General features: G+C 44.6%; 19 protein-coding genes. 6 read left to right on the forward strand and 13 right to left on the reverse strand.

Features of this window, described 5'->3' with window-relative positions:
- Window positions 1-101: 101 nt before the first annotated feature.
- From D8S93_RS21630 to D8S93_RS21665, 8 genes are all read right to left on the reverse strand, one after another.
- Entirely contained in the window at window positions 102-860 is a 759-nt protein-coding gene (locus D8S93_RS21630) for a helix-turn-helix domain-containing protein (protein WP_152815451.1), read from the reverse strand.
- Window positions 861-1,499, reverse strand: coding sequence for an HD domain-containing protein (locus tag D8S93_RS21635; RefSeq protein WP_046875861.1), 639 nt, complete (start codon window positions 1,497-1,499; stop codon window positions 861-863).
- A gap of 250 nt (window positions 1,500-1,749) precedes the next feature.
- Complete coding sequence (locus tag D8S93_RS21640) at window positions 1,750-3,027, reverse strand: cytosine deaminase (protein WP_152815454.1); 1,278 nt, start codon at window positions 3,025-3,027, stop codon at window positions 1,750-1,752.
- Window positions 3,028-3,036: 9 nt separating this feature from the next.
- The gene (gene codB / locus D8S93_RS21645; protein WP_152815458.1) at window positions 3,037-4,275 is read right to left on the reverse strand and encodes a cytosine permease; all 1,239 of its coding nucleotides are present in this window, start codon (window positions 4,273-4,275) and stop codon (window positions 3,037-3,039) included.
- A gap of 805 nt (window positions 4,276-5,080) precedes the next feature.
- The gene (locus D8S93_RS21650; protein WP_005396363.1) at window positions 5,081-6,427 is read right to left on the reverse strand and encodes a magnesium transporter; all 1,347 of its coding nucleotides are present in this window, start codon (window positions 6,425-6,427) and stop codon (window positions 5,081-5,083) included.
- A 112-nt stretch (window positions 6,428-6,539) separates the two neighbouring features.
- Window positions 6,540-7,862, reverse strand: a complete 1,323-nt coding sequence (locus tag D8S93_RS21655) for an ABC1 kinase family protein (protein WP_152815461.1) — start codon at window positions 7,860-7,862, stop codon at window positions 6,540-6,542.
- Window positions 7,863-7,960: 98 nt separating this feature from the next.
- On the reverse strand, window positions 7,961-9,184 hold the full coding sequence (locus tag D8S93_RS21660) for an HlyD family secretion protein (RefSeq protein WP_152815464.1): 1,224 nt from the start codon (window positions 9,182-9,184) through the stop codon (window positions 7,961-7,963).
- Window positions 9,184-9,510 (reverse strand): MFS transporter, encoded by a 327-nt coding sequence (locus tag D8S93_RS21665; protein ID WP_046875867.1) that lies wholly within the window; start codon window positions 9,508-9,510, stop codon window positions 9,184-9,186. Before D8S93_RS21665 ends, D8S93_RS21660 begins: the two co-directional genes overlap by 1 nt.
- A gap of 107 nt (window positions 9,511-9,617) precedes the next feature.
- Between D8S93_RS21665 and D8S93_RS21670 the strand changes: the two genes are divergently transcribed.
- Complete coding sequence (locus D8S93_RS21670) at window positions 9,618-10,619, forward strand: AraC family transcriptional regulator (RefSeq protein WP_152815467.1); 1,002 nt, start codon at window positions 9,618-9,620, stop codon at window positions 10,617-10,619.
- Window positions 10,620-10,683: 64 nt separating this feature from the next.
- On the opposite strand, the gene D8S93_RS21675 is transcribed toward D8S93_RS21670, so the two are convergent.
- Entirely contained in the window at window positions 10,684-11,340 is a 657-nt protein-coding gene (locus D8S93_RS21675) for a pyridoxamine 5'-phosphate oxidase family protein (protein ID WP_152815470.1), read from the reverse strand.
- Between the two features lie 100 nt (window positions 11,341-11,440).
- On the opposite strand from D8S93_RS21675, the gene D8S93_RS21680 reads away from it, so the two are divergent.
- Window positions 11,441-12,886 carry a PLP-dependent aminotransferase family protein gene (locus tag D8S93_RS21680; RefSeq protein WP_152815473.1) on the forward strand — a complete coding sequence of 482 codons (1,446 nt, stop codon included), beginning with the start codon at window positions 11,441-11,443 and terminating at the stop codon, window positions 12,884-12,886.
- On the opposite strand, the gene yjeH is transcribed toward D8S93_RS21680, so the two are convergent.
- Complete coding sequence (gene yjeH / locus D8S93_RS21685; RefSeq protein ID WP_152815476.1) at window positions 12,887-14,149, reverse strand: L-methionine/branched-chain amino acid transporter; 1,263 nt, start codon at window positions 14,147-14,149, stop codon at window positions 12,887-12,889. It abuts the gene before it with no gap.
- Between the two features lie 327 nt (window positions 14,150-14,476).
- On the opposite strand from yjeH, the gene D8S93_RS21695 reads away from it, so the two are divergent.
- The 3 genes from D8S93_RS21695 to D8S93_RS21705 all read left to right on the forward strand — a co-directional run bounded on the left by D8S93_RS21695 (window position 14,477) and on the right by D8S93_RS21705 (window position 16,599).
- Window positions 14,477-14,932 carry an Lrp/AsnC family transcriptional regulator gene (locus D8S93_RS21695; RefSeq protein ID WP_005396378.1) on the forward strand — a complete coding sequence of 152 codons (456 nt, stop codon included), beginning with the start codon at window positions 14,477-14,479 and terminating at the stop codon, window positions 14,930-14,932.
- A gap of 42 nt (window positions 14,933-14,974) precedes the next feature.
- Window positions 14,975-15,889: a LysR family transcriptional regulator gene (locus D8S93_RS21700; RefSeq protein ID WP_005396380.1), complete on the forward strand. Its 915-nt coding sequence runs from the start codon at window positions 14,975-14,977 to the stop codon at window positions 15,887-15,889.
- A 95-nt stretch (window positions 15,890-15,984) separates the two neighbouring features.
- Window positions 15,985-16,599: a LysE family translocator gene (locus tag D8S93_RS21705; RefSeq protein WP_152815479.1), complete on the forward strand. Its 615-nt coding sequence runs from the start codon at window positions 15,985-15,987 to the stop codon at window positions 16,597-16,599.
- A gap of 145 nt (window positions 16,600-16,744) precedes the next feature.
- Here the strand turns inward: D8S93_RS21705 and D8S93_RS21710 are convergent, their stop codons facing one another.
- Window positions 16,745-16,966, reverse strand: coding sequence for a hypothetical protein (locus D8S93_RS21710; protein WP_005397748.1), 222 nt, complete (start codon window positions 16,964-16,966; stop codon window positions 16,745-16,747).
- A 240-nt stretch (window positions 16,967-17,206) separates the two neighbouring features.
- On the reverse strand, window positions 17,207-18,640 hold the full coding sequence (locus D8S93_RS21715) for a glyceraldehyde-3-phosphate dehydrogenase (RefSeq protein ID WP_152815482.1): 1,434 nt from the start codon (window positions 18,638-18,640) through the stop codon (window positions 17,207-17,209).
- A 615-nt stretch (window positions 18,641-19,255) separates the two neighbouring features.
- Here D8S93_RS21715 and D8S93_RS21720 point away from each other — a divergent pair.
- Window positions 19,256-21,892, forward strand: a complete 2,637-nt coding sequence (locus tag D8S93_RS21720; RefSeq protein ID WP_152815485.1) for an ATP-binding protein — start codon at window positions 19,256-19,258, stop codon at window positions 21,890-21,892.
- Window positions 21,893-21,954: 62 nt separating this feature from the next.
- On the opposite strand, the gene D8S93_RS21725 is transcribed toward D8S93_RS21720, so the two are convergent.
- Window positions 21,955-23,292, reverse strand: a complete 1,338-nt coding sequence (locus tag D8S93_RS21725; protein ID WP_065646232.1) for an MATE family efflux transporter — start codon at window positions 23,290-23,292, stop codon at window positions 21,955-21,957.
- Window positions 23,293-23,335 lie beyond the last annotated feature (43 nt).

Raw genomic sequence — 23,335 nt, forward strand, 5'->3', positions numbered from 1 at the left:
GCTCAATGAACGATTAAACCAGCTTTCTCTTTCAAGTGACGTTGGGTGTCACCAAAAGTAACGAAATTCGTTACTTTCATTTCCATTTGTTTGTTGAGTTACTAATTTCGAGACTTCTGAGTAGGTTTTCTTTCCCATGGTTCAAACAGAGGGAACGTCCAACGACGCATCGTAATAATCAGAGAGGTGCCGTGCTTTTCGTCCATATCGAGAGAGCTATCACTTTGGCAAGCCTGATAAAACTCATCGATGACCCTTTGCAGTTTCTGTTGTAGCTTCTTGTTGGCTGGTACGCTCATCAATCCTGTTGCCATGGAGAACTTTTCATCTTCACCGGAAAAGTAGCTTTGGAAAAAGGCGTCTTGAACTTGCTGTTGGAAGAACCGTTGAATAGGGCCGCCCATCTGCCACTTAAATGTCGGAGATATACGCAAACGAATTTTGTTATTTGTCTGCAAGTCGATGATGTTCAGACGATCCAACTGAGCAAGCTTTTGCACCAGTTCCAACTCATTGAAGGTGTATTGCTGAACGATTTGTTCAAACTGATAGCCATTTACAACACAGATCGCCACGAGTAGCAGGGCTTTATCGTCAACCAACTGCTTTTCTTGCTCTAATGTTAGCGACTCTAGACCTTTATTGTGCGCAGCCGCGAGCTTAAACAGTTCCGCCATTTCTAAGCCAATCAATTGGCAAATTCGCTCTAAGCGCTCAAGGCTAATGTGTTGACCTTCAGCGAGTAAACGTTTGACGCTTCCTTCACTTAAATCAAGGTGTTGTGCAACATCGGCATAATGCAGCCCAGCTAACTTTAGTTGGCGTTTAAGCTCTTTAATTAACGTATAGCTTTCTGACATTTATGCTGTCACCTCGTCGTGTAATTGCTCTATATACGCTTGCATAAAGGCTTTGCGTTTTTGAGCTTCGCGTCTCGCTGACTCCGTGTTCATGGTTTCAGCGATTTTGAATAACTTGGTTTGAAAGTGATCCAGAGTGAATTGTTTATCGTCGAGCTCTCGCTGTTGAGCAAAGATGTCTTTGTCATCGTAAAGTTGCGCATCAAACTCAGTGCTCACTTGTATACAGCGAGTAATGCCAATTGCGCCTAAAGCGTCCAGACGGTCGGCATCTTGAACGACTTTTGCCTCCAATGTGTTGGGTCTGATATTAGCGCTAAAGCTGTGTGCTTCTATCGCATGGGCAATGGCATCATGGTATTGCTGCGGATAATCGATACTTTCTAAAAACGCGACCGCTTTTTTGGCTGCAATGATTGAGCTCTGCTTGCGGTTTGGATGATCTTTCGGATAGGTAAAACAATCATGTAAATAGGCGGCGGGAAGCACAATAGATAAGTCGGCGCCTTCTTCTACAGCCAGTTTTTTTGCAGTGTTTACGACCCGTTGAACATGGCTTATGTCATGCGCCGCATCGACTTGCATCTCTTGCTGCATAAATTCCAAAAATTGCGATTCTATCTGGCTTAATAAGGTCATGAGTTATATCTACAACTAAAGTGAAGGCAGAAGTATGCCGAACGCAGAGAGGAATTTCCAAGTTCGATAGTGTAATTGAGATTTAGCCATCAGAACCTTATGCAACTTAGTGAGTCTCGGGTCATCTTAAATAGCATTTTTGTGCGTTCGGTTGGCTATTAAGGTGGTAAGACACAGAACAGCAGTGACGTTTGCCAATAGCAAAAAGGCCTGACGATGTCGTCAGGCCTTTTTCGTTTCGCCGATCTTTTTAGCGCTTGAACGTCACTTGCTCTGCTTGTTCAAGATGAATATGAGTCGTCGCAGGCTGTGTTTCTGCAATCACTTTACCGTGACGAACAGAGTAGCGAACCGGCACTTGGCGACGTACGGCGTCAAAACCATTTTCTGCAGGAAGAATCAGTAGGCTACCTGGTTTGCCTTCTTCAATTCCATACTTGTCTTGAATGTTCAGTGTACGTGCTGAATTGGTGCTGATCAGATCCAGTGAGTTGTTGATTTGGTCGTAACCCATCACCTGACACACGTGCAGACCCATATGCAGCACTTGCAGCATGTTTGCTGTACCAAGTGGATACCATGGGTCGAATACGTCATCGTGTCCAAAGCAGACGTTGATGTTGGCATTCAGCATCTCTTTTACTCGTGTTACGCCACGACGTTTCGGATAATCATCAAAACGGCCTTGTAAGTGAATGTTCACCAGAGGGTTTGCCACGAAATTGATACCGGACATGCGTAATAAACGGAACAGGCGAGATGCGTATGCGCCGTTGTAGGAACCCATCGCTGTTGTGTGACTAGCCGTGACTTTACTTCCCATATCGAACTTGTGCGCTAATGCTGCCAGCGTTTCAACGAAGCGAGATTGCTCGTCATCGATTTCATCACAATGCACGTCGATCAGGCGGTCGTATTTTTGCGCTAATTCGAACACGTAGTGCAGCGATTCAATGCCATATTCGCGTGTGAATTCAAAGTGTGGAATCGCGCCAATAACGTCTGCACCTAATTTGACGGCTTCTTCTAGCAGCTCTTTGCCATTTGGGTAAGAGAGAATTCCTTCCTGCGGGAAGGCGACGATTTGGATATCTACCCATTCTTTCATCTCTTCACGTACTTCTACCATCGCTTTTAGGGCAATTAGGGTAGGGTCTGAAACATCGACGTGGGTACGAACGTGTTGTACGCCGTTTGCTATCTGCCATTTTAAGGTTTGTTTTGCGCGCGCTTTCACGTCTTCAATCGACAGCATTTCTTTGCGCTCAGCCCAACGTTCAATCCCCTCAAACAATGTGCCAGAGATGTTCCAGCTTGGCTCGCCTGCGGTTTGAGTTGTATCTAAGTGAATGTGTGGCTCGCAGAAAGGCGCAACCGCCATACCGCCTTCAGCATCGATGATGTCACCGTTATGACTAAGCTCCACATCGTTGCTTTCAATGCGCTTGAATTGACCATCTTCAATCAAAATTTGCTGTAGACCTTCTTGTCCTTTTAGCGTTACGTTTTTGATCAGTAGTGTTGTCATGATGGTTCCTTACGCTGGCTGTGTAGCCAGTGCTTTTTTGTTAAGAATAGGATTAAGAATCAGGAAGCTAATTGCGCCGCCAAGTACAGCGTTAATCGGTACCACGCCAGGAAGGAAGTGTCCCGCACCAACGCCAATCGCTACAGCGATAATGCCAGCCCAGTTTACGCTTTGGAACTGGGCGGCTTCAAAGTTTGCGTAGCGCTTACGGTTCGTGAAGAAGTCAGCGATGATCACGCCGCCAACCGGTGGAATTGCCAACGATAAGAAGGTTAGCCAGCCAACAAAGTTATTGTAGAGCCAGAGAGCGCAAAGTGTGCCAACAAGCCCGTTCGCCATCGAGATGTATTTACTTGGTAAGCCAGTGATGTTGGAAAATCCAAGACCCGATGCGTAGAGCGCGTTGTCGTTGGTCGTCCAAATGTTTAACCCAAGTACGATGATGGCAGGAATCAATAAACCTTGCGCAATCATCACTTCAGAGATGTCTGATTGACCAGTCACCGACGCACCTGCCGCGCCAAAGATAAACATTAACGAGTTACCGATGAAAAATGCCACCATGGTGATCATCACGGCGCTGCGCGGCTTTTTGCCAAAGCGCACGAAATCTGCCGTTAATGTACCAGCACTGACAAAAGAGCCGACAACCATCGCGAGAGCTATTGAAAAATCGAGTGGCTCGGTTGGTTGAACTTGTTGCAGTTCGCTAATACCGCCAACGCTATTTACTGCCTCGATGACAGAGTAGCCGCCAAGTAGCGCAATGGCAGGAACGGCAATTGCTGACAACACCATCAGTGCTGAGATGCCAAAGTAAACGGTCGCGGTCATGAGCAAACCGGAAACGAGGATCAATGTATTGGTATCGATGCCCGTTGCTTTATGCACCGGAATCGCAAACATCGCGACACCAACTCCAAACCACCCAACTTGAGTACCACCAAGAAGAGCAGAAGGAAGCCAAGATCCTTTAGAACCAAAAGAGAAACGAGCAAGAAGGTGAGTAGAGAGACCAGTAGAAGCGCCGATGTAACCGAGGAAAGAAGTGTAAATACCGAGGATTAGGTTACCGATGAGAACAGCGAGGAAAAAATCATTAAAGGAGAGCCCAGTACCGAGAGAACCCCCTGTCCACATACTTGCGGAGAAAAAAGTGAGTCCTAACATCACCATGGTTAGTGACGCCACGCCTTTTCTGGCCGTGTTGGGAACTGGTCCAAGACTGTAGTTATTGTCTCCAGCCATTATTACCTCCGCACATTGAAATATTAAATTATAGCACCTGGTTTTCAGGCAAACGGCGCGTATTATCGTGATGTAAATTTAATAGTCAATGATAAAATTGCAATTTAAACGTTTGCTTGATTTTTGGTGTCTGTTTTTTCTTTTAATAACAATTGTTTGGTTTTTAAGTTCTAAAAGTGAAAAGTTTATTTTTACGTATTTTCTATGATTTATAGACAGGTTTTCTATGTGAAATGAATGTTTTGAATTGCTATTTGTTTTTATGGATTAAATTTATCTATAACTCTGGATTGTTCAGTCGATTTCTATGAAAAGAAAACGATTTCATGATGAGATTTTCGGTTTGGACGTTATTTGTTCTTTTTTGGGGTGTGTTTTCTTGGTTTTATTTTATGTAGGTGATTTGTTTTTGTTGAAGCTGGTATTTCTAATGGTTTAGTGGGCGAATATTTGAATTTTATAAACAGTAAACAATCTGTTGTGGGCAAGAAAAGTACAACCGAGCTCGGTCAGAGGATAAGAGAGCAATAGCCACATAAAAAAAAGGCCAACCGCAAAGAGTGCGATTGGCTTATATACATGTGAACAAAATCAAGTTCACTAACAACGTCAGTTGGCTAGGTGACCCTCGGCTTAAGAAGGGTCGATTTATATAATGCAGTTACTGTGCCAACTTTAATATGCCCTAAAATACGTAGTTTCTGTGACATGCGTTGCTTAAAGTTTGAGTTTGTTTGCAATTTGCAACTGCGTTATGCAATTTGACTCTATTATGCTAATGATTGATTAATAAACAGTGGACTTTTTAGAGCATGACTAAACTCGCCGTCCCTAAAAAGGCGAAAAAACCAACCACATCTGTCACTGTTGTTAGAATCACCGAGCCAGCTAAAGCAGGGTCCAATTTAAACTTATCCAAAATAATGGGTATCAACACACCAAATAAAGCAGCGGTAATAATGTTGACGATAATGGCCAGCGCGATGGTTCCGCCTAAAACTGGCGATTGGAACCACAATCCGGCTAACCCGCCGATGATTAGCGCCCAAGCAATGCCGTTCAGTGAGCCTATGCCCAACTCATTTTTTAAGAATTTGAATCGGTTACCTGGGGTAATCTGATTAAGCGCCATCGCACGAACCATTAGAGTCAGCGTTTGGCTGCCTGCAATGCCACCCATCGATGCAACAATTGGCATTAGTACGGCCAAAGCCACCACTTGAGCAATCACGTCTTCAAATAGCCCGATAGTGACAGACGCTAAAATTGCAGTCAGCAAATTGATGCCCAGCCACACGCCGCGTTTTTGTGAGCTTTTTAATACTGGCGCAAACAAGTCATCGCCTTCATCCATACCAGTACCGGCCATTAAGCGCGCTTCGTAGATTTCACGTTGCGTACTTAATGCAAATTGCCAATCGACTTCACCAATCAGAGTTTGGTCTGCATCAGTCACAGGCAGAGCGGGCAGTGTGCTGTGCTCTAATGCTTCTACCGCTTCGGGAAGCATCATCTTACTGTCTAGCACTGTCACCGCTTCAATAACGAGTGTTTTCAAGCGAGTATCAGGATCACTACGTAAAATTTCGTAGTAATTGACAGTCCCTCGATACTGTTTATTACGGTTGATCAGGTAGACCTGTTGAGGTGTGTCGTAGCTATAGCGCTCCATTAACTGCTTAGCCGTTCCAATCGTAATATTAAAGGGCAGGGTGATGATTTTACGCTCAGCCCAGTGGCCGAGTTCTTCATCTTCATATTCGTTTGCCTGATCGTAAAGCTCTAACTCATCTTTTTCGATTAACGCGAGCGCTTCGTTGATGATCGACTCAGGCAATGAATCCGCCCATTCGATCAGCGATAAGTTATCAAGTTTAGCGAGGGTGAGTTTTAGCTCGACTTCAGATAATGCATTGATGATAGAAAAACGTACGTCGGCACGCATTTCCGTTAACACGTCGATATGCAGTTCTAGTGGCAAAGCTCGCCATAAGCGAACACGATCATCGATTGGAAAGGCTTCCAGAATTAGGGCGACTGCGCCAGGTTCGAGACCCGCTTCAATAGATTCATTGAGCGTTGCGACTTGATCCGCTTCTTCGGCTTGGCCAATTTGCTGGATTAGAGTGGAGAGATCTTGAAACTTGCTCACCGAGTACCCCGATAGTTAATTCGTTTTATGGAAGTATGGCATGTTATTGAGATGCACAACTATGCATCTTAGCCTTGCTCAAGGTACTTGAAAGTAACAGAAAAACAATAGGCTATTCGCTGTTGATAGTGAGATATGGCTGTACCAATTGGCGAATGTTCACTTTTGCGCCAATTCTCGCTGCGAGCAAATACATGCCACCAATTTTACGATGTAAAAATAGGGCATCGGCAGGTGGGGTATGCCAGTACTCTTGTTCCATGCTCAAAATAGTGCCAGCTTCGCGAAGTTTTTGCGCTAAGCTACTGGCTTTAAAATCATATGGCTCATCGACTAACATGGGTTCACATGCCATTTTTACTAAATCGAGAATCGCTTGGCGCTGATCAGGTAAGATGGTTTGGCTGAAGAAGCCAATTTGCTCAAGCGCGTCATTCAAGCATTGTTCGTCATTATTCATGACGGACGCAAAGGCTTGGCGATAGCCGGCACTGAATCGTTCGCTGTATTCGCGAGTTGCACCGAAATCTAACAAGCCGATTTGGCGAGTACTTTCAATGTACAAGTAATTGGCGAAGTTAGGATCGGTTTGCACCATCTTGAATTCGAACAGCTCTCTGAACAGCAATTCGAGCAAACTGTGCATGACAAAATCTCGCGTACTTTGATCATAATGTTCGATGTGTTCAATGGGTACGCCGTCAATAAATTCCATGGCGAGAACGGAGTCTGAGCAACTTTCAGTGTGAATCTTTGGTACGACAAAATGAGGATGCTCCTTCAAAGCATCATGGTAACGAATCGCAAATTGCGCTTCTCGGGTGTAATCGGCTTCATCATGCAGTTGCTTTTTCGCTTCTTCGAGCAATCCTTTGTAGTCGACAGACTCGGGAATCAACCCAACGACCTTGAGCAGTGTACCGACATTATCGACGTCGCTATCAATACTTTTTCGTATGCCCGGATATTGCACTTTGACGGCTAGGTTATCGCCCGCATCGCTGTAGGCTTGGTGCACTTGTCCTATTGATGCACTGGCGATTGGTTTGAAGTTAAATGATAGAAACTCAGCTTTCCAACTCGTTCCTAGCGAACTTTCCATGACTCCGTTCAGTTGCTTTGCAGGCATTGGGTCTGCGTTGGAGCGAAGGCGGGAGAGAATATCTGCGAGTTCAGGTTCTAAAACATCACCAGCATCCATTGAGAGCATTTGACCAAGCTTCATTGCAGCGCCACGTAGGTGAGCAAGTTGGTCTGTCAACCGTGCGATGTTTTGTGGCGTCAGCAAGAGGTCTTTCGCTTTTGGTTTATTGCCTTTGGCGATTTGTTTCGTGCCTTCTGCAATCACATTGCCTGCGACACGGGTAGCAAGTGAAGCGAACTTGCTGAACCTTGAGATACGATGGGTAGGTAGGCTTCTTTCCTTTGCCGACATGAATCTTCTCCGCTGTTTACTAACTAATTGTTATACGGGAAAAGGATGTGTTTGGATACAAATGAAAAAACCGCCAGCGAAACTGGCGGTTTGTGAGTTTAGATGGAGTAGAAGAAGTACAGCTGAGACTTCATTCGAATGATGATCCCGCGAATCACATCCAAGAAGGCCATGAAGCCTATCGGTTTTTCACCGCTGACCCATGCGAGGCCAACAGAGCCAACAGGAATGTCGTAGCCTTCTGGCTCATCAATCTTAAGACGAACAAAGTGGTGTTTGTTCTGTAAGTTCTTGCCGGTTGTAACGCGAACAGAATCATCGAAACCCAGCAGATTACCTTGTGACTCACCTGTTGCTTCAACAATGCCTTCGACGGTCGCTGAGAAGATCTTGCCTGGGTAAACGGACGAAGAGAATTCCGCTGGCTGACCCGGTTTGATGTTACGAATCGCCTGGTGGTTGACTCGCATCAGCACGTACTTCTCGTTAGTGTACATATTAATACGTGGCATCATCGATACACGCTGACCTTCACGCAGGATAAAGTTGGTGACAAAGCCATCTGTTGGGGCATGAACTTTGGTGCTGTTCAAATCCCATTGCGCTTTTGCAATTTGCTCTTCAGCTTGGCGCAGTTCGGCTTGTTTGGTTTCAACTGCGAGCTCTGCTTTATGAATCGCCAGTTTTGCACGTGAAATATCGACTTGTTTCTTCTTAATTTGAGACTCAAGGGTTAACACGTTGTGACGTGCCATATCAACCGCACTCGATTGTTTGTCGATGTCGCTTTCCGTGATGGTGTTTTGCACCACTCGGTTTTGCTCAACATAACGATCTAGCATCTTTTTCTGCAATTTGTAGTCAACTTTCGCCGCTTCCAATTGGCTCTTTGATGTTTCTAGATCTTGCACCAATGCTTGATGATTCGCTTCCTCAATCTCGATGTCGCCTTTTGCTGTCGCTAATGCGACTCGTGCAGAATCGGCGGATACGCTCGCCTGATTTAATGCGATTTCGTATTGCGTTGGGTCAAGTTCATAAATAAGCTGACCTTCTTTAACTTGTTGATTTGGCTTAATGTAAATGTGGTCAACTTTACCCTTCACATTGGTTGAATCTGGACGCAATTGGATGTGTGGTGACTGCACCACTGAGCCGCCGGATAGATCCATCGGCGTGAAGTTGATGAGGCCTACCCAGACGAACATTAACCAACCCAAGCCGCCTAGGTAAGCGAACGATTTGGTTGCTTTGTTCCAAGGCATGCCAACCAAACGCAGCAGATAGATGAAGAGAGCCCATACCGCTAAACCTTCTAACATTACGCTTCCTCTTTTGGCTGTGTTTCTGTTTGCGGTTTACTTCTCCATGTATCACGCAGATTGATGATGGCTTTTTCCATATCAACGAATGCAAAGATAACAGCTAGCACCCAAACCCAGTGCCAGACAAACCCTATCCAGGTGAGCGCAGTGATGAGCCCTATCTGATGATGGTCTTTGCTGTGCGCCTTATTAATTGGCAACTCATGGATTTTCCAAAAGCCGTAACACGCGCCCGCGACACTCGCGATTAAAACGACGGCAGCGACAACATGTAACGCCGTATCTGCGCCTGTACCGACAAATGGGACACTCAGTAAACTCATTAAACACTCCTCTATCAAACGGTTGGCGTATTGTGATCTGGATTTGATTTAGGTCTTTCTTTGTGACAGATTCAATCAATAGAGGATTAAATTTGATGTGATTGGTAATGAAGACGGTTCGATTTATTCGCGCGATGGGCATTCTAAACATGCATAACCTCGCGTTATCTAAATATAATTTGGGCTCGGATGAACTGGGGATTCCGTCGTCAGTGTTTCACAACCCAATGACACTGATCCCGCTAAAAGCCGTCGCAGAATGGTATCGTTGTGTTGAACAAGCCAGTAGTGATCCAGATGTGGTTTTGAGTCTCAGCCGAGGTATTGAACTGCAAAAGCTTGGACCTGTGGGACGCTGGCTATTTTCTGGGAATGATTTAGCCAGCGCGATTCGACGCGTTAATTATGGTGCGAGTAACTTACAATCTGGGGCGTTTTTTGCTGGCGAACAGTCGGGTAAAATCATCAAATGGACTTACCACAATCCGTTTATAGAAACGTCAGTAAAGGTGCACGATAGTATCCGCTGTGCGGTATTTATGATTAAAGTGCTACGCGAATTTCTTGGTAAAGACTATCAGCCTTTGCGCGTGAAGGTTTCAGGGTCGAGAAAAAATACTGAATCATACCGAGAATATTTCGGCTGCGAGGTGGAATGGAGTCAGCCAAAAACAGAAATATGGATCCCGGGAGATGACCGATTAGCTTCCCGCCAAGTGAGCCATCGCGAAGACAGCCGTCTAGCGATGAGTTTTTCCGATTTGGATGATTTGCTTAATATGCCCGACCCAGAAGATGAGTTGAAAGTGATTTATGAAGTGGTGAACTACAGCAGCCATTATGGATTGCCAACGTTAGAGCGCGTTTCTTCTCTGCTTGATTTATCTGAACAGCAGTTTCAACGTCGTTTGCACAAATTAGGCCTCAACTTCTCGATGGTATCCGGCTATGTATTGAGTAATGTTGCGGCTGGGTTATTGAGTAAGCGCGTGAGTATTGATGACATAGCCATGCGCCTTGGTTACACCAATGTGGCGAGCTTCAATCGTATGTTTAAGAAACATCGTGGATTAACGCCCAAGCAGTACATCGCTCGTTTAGAAAAGTAATTGTTTGTAGAATGGAAAGATAAAGCAACAAAAACAGAGCTTTATCTTTGATTTGGAAGCTATGCTACTTGTCCCAACGATTAGAGTAGGCACTGCGGTAGTCTGGCTCAGCGATACCTTCATACAAATCTTCACAAGCTTGCAGTGGACCTACGACGGTTCGGTAGGGTAGGACACCTGCCCAAACAGGAATGTCCATGTCTTCCGCATCGTCGTTGACGCCAAAATTGCTGATTTTCACAGATGCCTCTGTGAGTGGGATACGCAGCAGCATGGTGGCTTTGAGCTCTTTTTCGTTGCTCAAACGGACTTGTTTTGTTCTCCCAGGAGCGATCTGTTCGATAAAGTGATTCAGCAACCTGTCTTTCTCTTGGTTATTCTCCACCATCTCAAACTGGCCAAAGACCACGGCGCTACGATAATGCGCACTGTGGTGAAATGCACTTCGAGCCAATACCCAACCATCAAACAAAGTAAAGGTTAAGCACGTTTGCACTCCTTGTTTGAGTGAGCGTAACAGTCGACTGTTGTTGGCACCATGGATACACACGTAATCATCGACACGCCATGCCAGCATAGGGATGACCACAGGGCCTGATTCGTTGGTTATCGCAATATGAGCGATTAGGCTTTCATCTATGATGGCGTGCAGTTTGCTAACATCAGAGACTGCTTTATGTGCGCCTTTCTTAATTTCCGTTCTATTGGTGTTGGATAGCATTGTCTCTCCTTGTTTGCTCATGATTACGAGCGATTGATCCTCATTCTTTGATTGCAATGTAGCGTTTAACTGGTAGCTTAAAGAGAGCCAGTTTTAACTAATGGATGGATCCAGTTTGTCTTTGATTGATATCGGTGACCTACATTTAAAAGAAAGTGATGGAACGCGTCAGCAAGCGTTGTTTTTTGCTATTCGCAAGAAAATTGTTCAAGGATTGTGGGTGAAGAATGGGAAGTTGCCTTCTACGCGGAAGCTTTCACAGGCGCTTAATCTAAGTAGGAATACCGTGATTTCTGCTTACGAGCAGTTAGTGGCGGAAGGTTACTTGAACAGCCAAAAAGGTTCGGGTTTTTATGTTGCCGTAGAACTGCCGGAGCAGTACTTGCCTGAACCTAATTCAGTTCAGAGAGACTCATCACCGAAAACTCACTTTGATATCAACCGCGCATTTGCACCGGGTGTGCCGGATTTGGACGCATTTCCGATGGCGCAGTGGCAAAAGTTACTCAATCGCCACATGTCCCGCCCCTGCTTGTTGGGGAATCAAGATATTCAGGGTAGTTGGGCATTGCGCTGTGCTTTAGCTGACTACCTCGCATCAAGTCGTTCAGTGAATTGTTCCCCAGAGCGCATTATTATTACCTCTGGGGCGCAGCAAGCGTTGTCAATTGCGACGATGGTAGTGCTCAAACAAGGTGATAAGGTTCTGATGGAGCAACCAGGTTACGCGCAAATGCGGAAGTTGATTCAGTTCCAAAACTATCAATTTGAGCCTTTGTTCGTAAGAGAGAAATTAGGTTTTGATGTGGAAGCGGTGACCTCAAGCGATGCCGATGCGCTGTATATCACACCAAGTAATCAATATCCGATGGGGACCACACTCAATACCGAGCAAAGAGGAAAGATCATCAACTGGGCGGTCGAGCAATCAAGTTGGATCATCGAGGACGATTATGACAGCGAATTTCAGTTTGCTCATCGTCCCTACACCAGCTTACAGGGGCTAGCAGCTCAAATGGGTCGAGATGATCGTGTGTTGTATGTGGGTTCCTTCAGTAAAGTAATGTTTAACGGATTGCGGCTTGGCTACCTTGTGGTTCCTGAACGTTTAGTAGAGCAATGTTTGGTGGTTAAAGATGCGTTAAGTGGTGATTCACCGACGCACACTCAAGAAGCGTTGGCGGATTTTATTACCGAGGGTGGGTTGTTGCGCCATATCCGAAAAATGCGCCGACTATATAAAACCAAGCATGAACAGATACATTTATCCATTCAACAGCATTTTGGCGACAGTGTTTGCGTCGTTAGCCAAGCGGCGGGACTTCATATTACGTTGAAATGGCAAAACGGTATGGATGAGCTGCGTTTTACAAAACTGGCAGAACATGAAGGGATCATCTTGCGACCTTTGAGCTATTATGAACATCCAGGTTTCCAAGCACGTCACTGGCATGGTGCCGTGCTTGGTTACGGTAATATCGCGTTAGAGAACATAGACGCTGGTATTCAACGTTTAGCCCTAATTTTTCGACATGGGAAGCGGTGACTATTCAACTGCGCGTGTTTGTCGTTTATGTCGCCACTGTTTCCAAGGCAGTAAAAGTAGAGTGAAAATGCCAAGTGCATATAACATTGACCAGCCTAAACATATAAAAACACCGGTACAAAGCAGTAGAGAAAGTCCCGCAAGCGCTTTACCAAACCCACGAAGCAATTTATAAGCGGCTAACATCGCCAACATGTAAACCAAAACGAATACACTATTTGCTAGTTTTAGGAAAAACTCCAGATCGAGCTGCGATAGCGTTCCTATCACGCAAGATATTAGCAGTACGCCGCCAACTAATAAGGTGGCTGAGAAAGGGACACCACGACGCGAAATCTTGGCTAGTGGGCTGTAAGGACGATGTTCCCGAGCTTGAGCCCAGACCATTCGCGCTAGGCTCTGTGTGTATAAGTTAACGCTCGCGAAACAAGCGGAGAATCCGATCAAACTGATTATCCATTTGGCCCCATCGCCAAGTAGTTGAGCACTCAACCATGGAATCGATGCATTATCGAATTGAGCATTACCATATGCACCAAACTTTAAAATAACAACAGAGCAAGCCCAGTACGTAGCTCCCGCTACAAAACAACCGACAATAATGGCAATAGGGAAATCTCTTTGAGGGTTTTTGAATTCTTCCCCCATATGAGCAAAAGCCTCTATGCCAACAAAACACCAGAACATCACGCCAAGCGCTGCGGTAATAGGCCAAATTGACTCTTGTGTGATAGCTGGCATCACGAGATCGGCGCTGTTAACGTCACCTTTCCATAAAAATGTGCCAACGAGCGCAAAGACACTCAAAGCAATAAGAGTTTGTAAATGACCTGATGACTTAGTGCCCATCAAGTTGACGAACACAAGAAGTAATACCGTTAGAATTTGTGCAAACAGATTATTGCTAATAGGCTCTGGCAATATTTGCTGTAGAAAGCCTGCGGCGAGTGCAATCGCGGCCGGAACCCCTACCGGAATGACACTAACAAATAGCCAAGCTACACTACTTTCCAGCTTGGCGTTAAATGCTTTACGCACAAAAAATGCGGTTCCGCCCGCGTTGGGATATCGCTTGCCTAGCTGGGCAAAAGTCAGCGCAATAGGACAAATGGCGATGAATAATAAAATCCAGGCCCATAGTGAAAAATGACCCGCTATGCCTGCTGCAATAGCTGGTATCATAAAAAGCCCCGTTCCCATTAATGTTGTGGATAGTTGGGCGATACCGGATGTGAGTGAAATGTCTTTTTTGAGCTGTTCCATGCTAATTGATTCATCCAATGTTGTAGGACTTATGACGAAAACGCTTGTGGCTTCTAATTATCTCATTTATTGGAGTTTAATGAGCCCGCTAGTGCGCTGAGTGCATAAGAAGCGTATTTGATTTCAATGCGTTATCGCTCTTTTATTTGAATGGATAACGGTGCTCATCTCATGCTTACCAAATAGCATATCCAAAATCTTAATAACAAAATGATTTACTGAACCGTCAATATGACGGTTGTTTTAAATATTTCCAACAAAATGTTGGTTTCTTATGCAGTTAGAATGGGTATAGAATGAGAAAAATAAGGAAAGCTTGGTAAGTATATGGACAAGTTTGATCACAAGATTGTGGATCTTCTCCGACACAACGCTCGGCTGTCGGTGACTGAAATTGCGGATAAAGTAAACCTTTCTCGTTCTGCGGTGACTGCTCGTATTCGTAAGCTAGAACATGACAAAGTGATTCTCGGGTATCACGCTGAAATTGCCTCTTCAGGCGGGGACTCGATTTGTGCTTATTTTGCTCTAAAGTTCGATAAATCTACATCCACGTATTATTGCGAATCATATGCCGACGAACTATACAAAATCGATGGCGTAAAATGGTGCCATGCAATCAGTGGTGAAACGGATATGATGGTTTTTGTCGAAGTACCTACGATGACTCGTTTGAACGAAATCAGAGATCAAATTCAACGTTACCCAGAGCTAAGGCACCTCATGACTCATACCGTTTTAGCTGAGTTCTTTAATACGACTGGCAACCAGTTTGTGAAATAAGCATCATGGGTGCCATTATTTATTAAACCTTCTTGAGCCGGTATGTTAAACAACATCAATTTGAATCTACTTAGGTCCTTGCATGTACTTTTAGAAGAGTGTCATGTCAGCCGAACTGCAGAACGTTTGCACATTACTCAGTCTGCGGTTAGCCGACAGCTTGCACAATTGCGCGATCTGTGTGGTGACCCACTGCTTATTCGGCAAGGTAATCAGCTGATACCAACCCCGCGAGCAATAGCATTAAAATCAAAGCTTGATGCGTTACTGGCTGAGTTTGACCATTTACTCGATGACAAACCTTTTGAGCCGCAACTGTGGCAAGGCGAGCTGGTTATTGCCTCAAGCGATTACGTGGCACAATACGTTTTGCCCGATATTGCATCTCACTTGGGTGAACAAGCACCACAATTGGATTTGGCGTATCGACTGTGGCAGCTAGATTTTATCGATAAGCTTCACGAGTTAGGAATCCACCTTGCTTCTTCTATGTATCCCACTCAGCCTGAAGGTGTATCTAGCATCAATATTGGTTCTGATAAGTCAGTTTGTTTGATGAAGGCGTCTCACCCTTTAGCTGGTAAGGCTTCGATTTCTGTAGAGGACCTCATTAGTCATTCGCATATTCAAGTGACGGGTGGGGGAGACAAAGACTCAAGTACCGATATGGCACTAAAAGACAGGGGGCTGATGCGTCATGTTACCTTTAAAGTGCCTTTTTTCTCTGCGGCGGTAAATCGTTTGGTCTCAAGTGAGCACTTAATGGTAGTTCCGGAGCACATTGCAAATAATTTGGCCAAGCACTGGCCTTTGGTTCATAAAGCGCTTCCTTTTGAGACACCTACCCATGAATACTGGCTGATGTGGCATCCTAAATACGACAATGATCCAGCTCATCAATGGGTGCGAGAGCAAATCCACGCGGTGATGAAAATATCGGAATACTCCATCCATTAGGCTATGATTTTAAATCATGACTTTTATGCGAAACTTTGATTTCAAATTATAGCTCTTCAATTGATAGATTGAATTCAAATGGAGAGAGGTTATTTATGACACTAACAGTTTGGTTATCACTTTTTACCGTGTGTTTACTCGGTGCTATGTCACCTGGGCCTAGCCTAGCGATTGTGGCAAAACATGCCTTGGCTGGTGGACGCATCAATGGTTTGGCAACGGCTTGGGCACACGCCTTTGGAATTGGCATTTATGCCTTTATTACGCTGATTGGCCTCGCTGTTGTTTTGCAGCAAAGCCCGATGTTGTTCAAGACGATCAGCCTTGCAGGCGCGGCATATCTTGCATATTTAGGGTTCAATGCGCTGTGTTCGAAAGGCGGTGTGGCGGCGAAGTTGGAGTCAGGCGAAGAAACAACGGTAAGCCAGTCTGCTCGAGAAGGTTTTTTTATCTCGATTTTAAGCCCCAAAATTGCCTTGTTTTTTATCGCATTATTCAGTCAGTTTGTAGCGCTAGGTAATGATTTGAGCAATCAAATGATCATTGTGGCTACACCATTTGTTGTGGACGGGCTTTGGTATACCTTTATCACCCTAGTGTTATCGAGCTCTAAAGTAGTGGACAGAATTCGTTCTAAAGCGGTGTTAATTGATCGTTTGTCAGGGATTGTTCTCATGCTATTGGCACTTCGAGTGGTCGTAACCGTATAAATTTGCAAAGACAACAAAATATTAAAGGCAGCCCGGATGGCTGCCTTTTTTGTAAAAAAGCACCCTGCCATTGTAAAGACAGGGTGAAAGCAAGAAGTTTCTCAGGAGCAGTCGGGGGAGAGAAACTTATATAAATTCTATTTACTTATCGGCGAACCTCTTCGAACTCACCTTCGATAGCATCGGCTTTACCAGTATTGAATTCATACTCTTCATGCATTTCTTTCTGCATTTTCTTCACGCGCTTCTCAATACGCTTGCCTGTAATCAATGCTGCGATGGTCAACGGAATCGCAATGATCAAGCTAAATACTAATGTAAAAAAGCCCGTAATCAGTGCCAGTGCGGTAACAATAATCCGATTCATAATCATGACCTCTCTGTAATTCATGTGTTCAGATTAATGCTGTGAACATGAACAAAACATGAATGATAGCCTTCACTTTGTCCGGAGAGTGTCAAATGAGCGAAATGAAAAAACGCCTGAGGGTGATCAGGCGTATAAACGGGGAAAAATATTAGTAATGCGCTTTGCGCTTATTATTTAGAACAAATATGAGATATTGTCCGTTACGCTATGTGGTTAACGTTGTGGAGCAAAGTTCACCTATCGAGGGAATGTTTGGTAACGAACACCCATCATTTGTTCCATACAGTGCACAACTTGGCAGCTGTAACCGAATTCGTTGTCGTACCAGATGTAAAGTACGCAACGTTTGTCTTGTGCGATAGTCGCTTGACCATCCACGACGCCTGCATGGCGAGAACCAACTAAGTCAGTTGATACAATTTCTGTTGAATCGGTGTAGTCAATCTGTGCCGAAAGCTCAGAGTTCAACGCCATTTCACGCAAGTAATCGTTCAGTGAATCACGGTCTACGTCTTCACCTAAGTTTAGGTTAGCGACTGCCATCGAAACGTTTGGTGTCGGTACGCGAATTGCGTTACCTGTTAGCTTACCAGCTAGCTCTGGCAGTGCTTTTGCTACTGCTTTAGCTGCGCCAGTTGAAGTTAGAACCATGTTCAGAGAAGCACTACGTCCACGGCGGTCACCAGAGTGGAAATTGTCGATCAAGTTTTGGTCGTTTGTGTATGAGTGCACGGTTTCGATGTGACCAGAAAGGACACCATATTTATCATTCAGCGCTTTAAGAACCGGCGTGATTGCGTTTGTGGTACAGCTCGCTGCAGAGATGATGGTGTCATCTTCTCGAATAACTGATTCATTTACACCGAATACAACGTTTTTAATATCACCTTTACCTGGTGCCGTTAGCAGCACTTTCTCTGCACCTTGACACGCTAAGTGTTGGCTTAGACCTTCAGAATCACGCCATACACCTGTGTTATCAACAACAAGCGCGTTGTTAATACCGTAAGCAGAGTAGTCCACTTCGCTTGGATTGTTTGCGTAGATGATTTGGATGTAGTTACCGTTAACGATCAGAGCTTTACGTTCCTCATCGATCACGATGCTACCGTTGAACTGACCATGGACTGAGTCACGACGCAGTAAGCTAGCACGCTTCTCTAAATCGCCTTTTTTGCCGCCACGAACCACAATCGCTCGCAGTCGTAGTGGGTAACCTGGGCCACTTTTCTCGATCAGAAGGCGAGTTAGTAGTCGACCAATGCGACCAAAACCGTAAAGAACTACATCACGCGCTTTCAATGAAGAGTCTGCATCGCGTGCGCCATCAAGTGCAGTGATAAGGAAATCATTTAGAGACGCAGTATCGTCATGCTCATTCCAGTACTTAGTTGCCAATTGGCCAACATCGACACGACACGAAGAAATGCTCATTTCACATAGCGCTTGAATGATAGGCATTGTGTGCTCAAGTGAGAGTGGGCTGCCTGTATAACGTCTTGCAACGCGATGAGTTTTGAGAATGTCTATAGTAGTAGCATTGATAAGCGTTTTACCAAACAGAACCACTTCGATTCCTTTTTGACGATATAGCTTACCAATTAGAGGGGAAATAGATTCAGCAATCGTTTGGCTAGTTTGCCAGTCTTGGAGATATTTCTCTGGACTCATTGTTGTATTAGACCTTTCACGTTTTGGGGGCTAACCATACTCTCTGCTGTTGCCTCTTCGGCAGCGTGCAAGAGTGTGGTGGGTTATGTAATCGGGTTGTAATAGTTATGTGTGCGGATTCTAAGGTCGGAGCCCTTATTCTGCTAGGAAAATTAAATCCAGTGTAAAACACTAGTTAAGGTCGTGTTAGTGGTGAATTAATGTGACTAAAGCGGTGGTTTTCACGTATTGACATTTAAAAAGTCATCCACTTTTTTCGCGATGATAATGTGTGTTTTCAAATTAGTTTTGTTGTCACTGTTAATTCGTTTGCATTTTTGTGTGATTTGTCTCGATAAGGCAACGAAATAGGTGAACATATGGTTTGGAATTTTATGAAAAGTGATGTGCATCTTAGGTATGAGTGAAACTTCACTGTTTGTACTCAGCTTGAAGATCAAAAAGTATGATTCGAGTCACAATTACCATTTCATTGACCGATGGCGAAATAAGCGGAATGACCATGGTTTTGGTAGGTGAATGTTGTTTTAAAGTAACCATGTCGTATATGCCTTTCAATGCTAGAAACTAGTCTAGTATTAAATAATCGGATGAGATCAACCATTGGGCTGATGGATGTTGAGATTATCAATAAAAACACGCTTAGCACTCCTCGCACTATTACCCACGGTGGTGATAGTGGTTTTTGCAGTTCAGCAGTTTTCTGACAATGCGTTGCGCGTAAGCCGTCTCAATCAAACGGTAATCAATATCCAAGGTTTCCAGTTGATATCCCAAGCCTCTCACTTTATATACTCCATAGAGAAAGCACGCCGCCAGCCTACGCTTCAAGCATCAGCCGCACTTAATATAGAAGAACAAGACGGTGTTATTTCTTCCATGCATCAAAAATTCGTCAGTAACCCCAATACCGCGGAATATGCTGATGAGCTGAAAGAGGCCATGCTAGGGGTATTATCCGGTAGGTTGGACGAGATGGATGACCTTGGCGATTGGGCATTTCAACTGCTTCAAAATATGTCGCGCTCTTTGCTACAAAATCATCAGTGGTATGGCAGTGAGGACGGTATTCGAATGCAGAATTTTATTGCTTACCTTGCTCAGCTGTCTTTTTGGACACAGAAAGAAGCCTGGTTGACGCATCGCCTAGTTCAAGATCCTAAGAGTCGGTTGAGTCAGAGTCTGTTTTTTCAGGCTATTGATCGACAGCAGCAAAATTTGGATGCGTTTTTAAATTTAGGAGGGTCATACGATCAAGTTGATAAATTACTAGGCTTGTTTACGTCGCCGAGATATCAGAGAAATTTGGCATCTCGTGGGCGATTAATGTCAGGGGACATGTCACGTAGTGACTATGAAGCGTATTTGAGAGAACTCGATTTCCGTGTGCAACGCTTGCAGGTGCTCATTGATGGGTTCACGAAACAAACAGAGCAGTCGCTCCTAACACAAGTTCATGAACAAAAGACCAATATTGCGATGATTACCTCTGGCGTTATTTTGGTTATCGTCATGCTTTGTTGGCTTGGCTTTGGCACTTGGTTTCGGGTTAATAGCAAACTAGATGCGATTATTCATACCTTAACGGCGCTGATCAACGATGAAGAGAAACAGACGAAAGTCAAAGTCGATGGCAGTGATGAACTGACTATTTTCGCTCAGCAAGTTAATCGAGTGGTTGAAGAAAAGCAGAGACAAACAGACGAAATACTCCATGCTAAAGAGTCAGCAGTGTCTGCTAATCGCGCTAAATCAGTATTTCTTGCTAACATGTCGCATGAAATACGTACCCCCCTAAACGGTATTATGGGCATGACGGAAATACTCTCTCAAAGCGCGTTATCTTCCCATCAACAAGAAGTCGTTGATGACATTGACTCTTCATCTCAAACATTACTTACCTTGCTTAACGATATTTTGGATCTTTCTAAAATCGAATCTGGTCGACTGGAGTTGTCGTTAGTCGAGGCCGATATCCGAGAGGTGGTGTACCAGTCGATGGTTTTATTTCAATCCAAAGCCACATCTAAACAGCTAGAGCTGGGGATTAACTTAGCTGAAAACATTCCAACTCGAGTGATGGTTGATGATCATCGAATCAAGCAGGTCATCACGAATCTGGTATCGAATGCGGTCAAGTTTACCGAAAGCGGTCATATACGTGTTGATGTCAGTTATGACGAGTTACCTGAGAACGAGCGCGGAACGCTGATGTTTAAAGTCGAAGATACCGGGATAGGCATTGAACAAGATAAGTTAACGACGATTTTTGAACCCTTTACTCAGGAAGATGAAGGGGTGTCGAGGCAGTTCGGTGGAACGGGGCTGGGATTGGCAATTTGTCGTCAACTGGTATCCATGATGGGAGGGCAGCTTATAGCGACATCCACAAAAGGAGTGGGCACATGCTTTGAATTCTCTATTGAGGTTGACGTTATTCCGATGTTTGGCTGGCGCTCGGACGTGATAAATAAAGGGCTCTTGATCTGCACAAATTACGATTACGCTGATCAACTTTTGAAAGAGTGTCGATTAGCGAAAATCAATCTCTTTGGTGCGAATAATGTTAATGAAGTAAAAGCAATAAACGATGACTTTGATGTCATATTTCTGTGCCATAGTGACGACTCCAATACGGATGAAGCCTTAGATGAGTTGTCACTCAAGTATGATCTTCGTCGTGTGATTATTTGTCAGCATCATCTATCCACTCCCTACGACAATGCAGAAAGAGTACATGCTGTGCTCACATTGCCTTTTCTTGGCAATCGATTTAAGCATGTCATTGACGATTTAGCGAAGGTAGAAAAAACCATTTCAAGTGACGCTGTCACTAATAGTATTCCAAAGTCTGAATATCGAACGTCGCGCTCTCACAGGAGGATCTTAATCGCGGAGGATAACTTGATGAATCAGAAAATAGCGAGTTTCTTTCTGGATAAAGCAGGATATGACTATTTGATAACAAGCAATGGACAAGAAGCGTTGGAAGCCATCACAAAGGGAGAAGAATTCGATGCAATTTTAATGGATTGTATGATGCCGGTGATGGATGGACTGACCGCGACGAAAGAAATTCGTCGTTGGGAAAAGAAAGCCGGGCGTGAGAAAACGACCATTATTGCGCTCACCGCGAGTGTTTTGGAAGAAGACATTCACAACTGTTTTGCTGCAGGTATGGATGCTTATTTACCTAAGCCTTATAAATCGAATCAGCTATTTGAGCTCTTCAATGAATTAAAACTCGCCTAAATCGATAACATTTCAAGACGATAAAGCCCCAATCAAAGGGGCTTTATTTTAACCATGTATTGTTATGCGTTTGCTTGAGCGCCAGCGAGTTTACGTATGGTTTGTCGATAGGTTAGGTAAGCGGAAATGCCCGCCAGAATGTTGCCGATACAAGCTCCTAACAGTAGACCTCGGATTCCCCCCATTTGAGCGCCAACCCATAAGCAAGGAAGGAAAAAGACAAACAAGCGTAGCGCTGAAATGGTGAGCGCGGTGTAAGACTTACCTAATGCATTGCAAAGAGAAACCATCAACATACATACACCTAGTGAACCTAAGCTGATGGGAACAATCAGCAAATGCATTTCTAATACTTGCTCTACTTGAACATCGCTGGTCATCAGTAGTGCAAGTGGGTTTGCGACGGCAAACGTAATGGCTGCGATCAAAAGTTGAAAGCCCAGAATGAATTTTACGGCAATACTGACTAGCGATTGGATATCTTGGTAGTTCTTTGCGCCAAGTAAGCGCCCGACCATTGGGGGCATAGACATTGTCAGCGCTAACACCGAAACGATAGCAAAGAATTCGTAGCGTGAACCGAGCGCCCAAGCGGCGACTGCGGCGGTCCCGAAGCTTGCCAATAACTTTGTTGCTAACATGGACGACAACGGAGGCAGCAGTTGGCTGATCATCGCAGGTCCCATGATGTTACCGATAGACGCAACACTTTTAGCTACGTTGAGGTCTTGCCACTGCGTTGTTGCCCAGTGATTCTTCTTTACGCGAGGCGCGACGACTAAAATACCAAACCCAAAAGCAACGATGGTTGCTATTGCGGCTCCGTTAATACCCAAGTCAAACGTAAAAATAAATAGTGGATCGAGCACAAGGTTCACACCGCTGGTCACCATCATCATTGTGCCAGGCAACATGGTGTTGCCGTTAGCTCGGCAAATACTGTAGTAAAAATATAAAACCGCGCCAGTCCATGAACTTAGCAGCCACCAAGGCCAGTAGCTGTCGATAATCGGCATCACAGACTCTGGAGCACTTAATAGAGATAAAATGGGGTAGCGCAAAAGCCAAATTAGCCCTCCAAAAACGGCTACACCGATTGAGCCAATCATCAAAACTAAGCCACCGAGCTGTTTGGCATAACGACTTTCATTCGCACCAAGCGCTTTAGAAATGACAGCGGTCGTGGCGATACCTAAACCGACTTGAATGCCGATAATGACCATTTGCAACGGAAGAGTAAAACCTTGAGCGGCCAAAGGTAAAACGCCGAGCTGACCGATAAACGCACTATCTACAAGCTGAAAGCTCATTAAAGATAGAACGCCAAATAGCATTGGCCAAGTCATCGTAAATAATTGTTTTGCAAGTGTTGGTTGTGTACTTGTCGTAGTTGAGGACATAGAAAGCTGAATGCGTTAGGAATAAGAGTTGGATTGATTGTAC

The sequence above is a fragment of the Vibrio sp. VGrn 2 genome, assembly GCF_009361695.1.
Classification (GTDB): domain Bacteria; phylum Pseudomonadota; class Gammaproteobacteria; order Enterobacterales; family Vibrionaceae; genus Vibrio; species Vibrio diabolicus.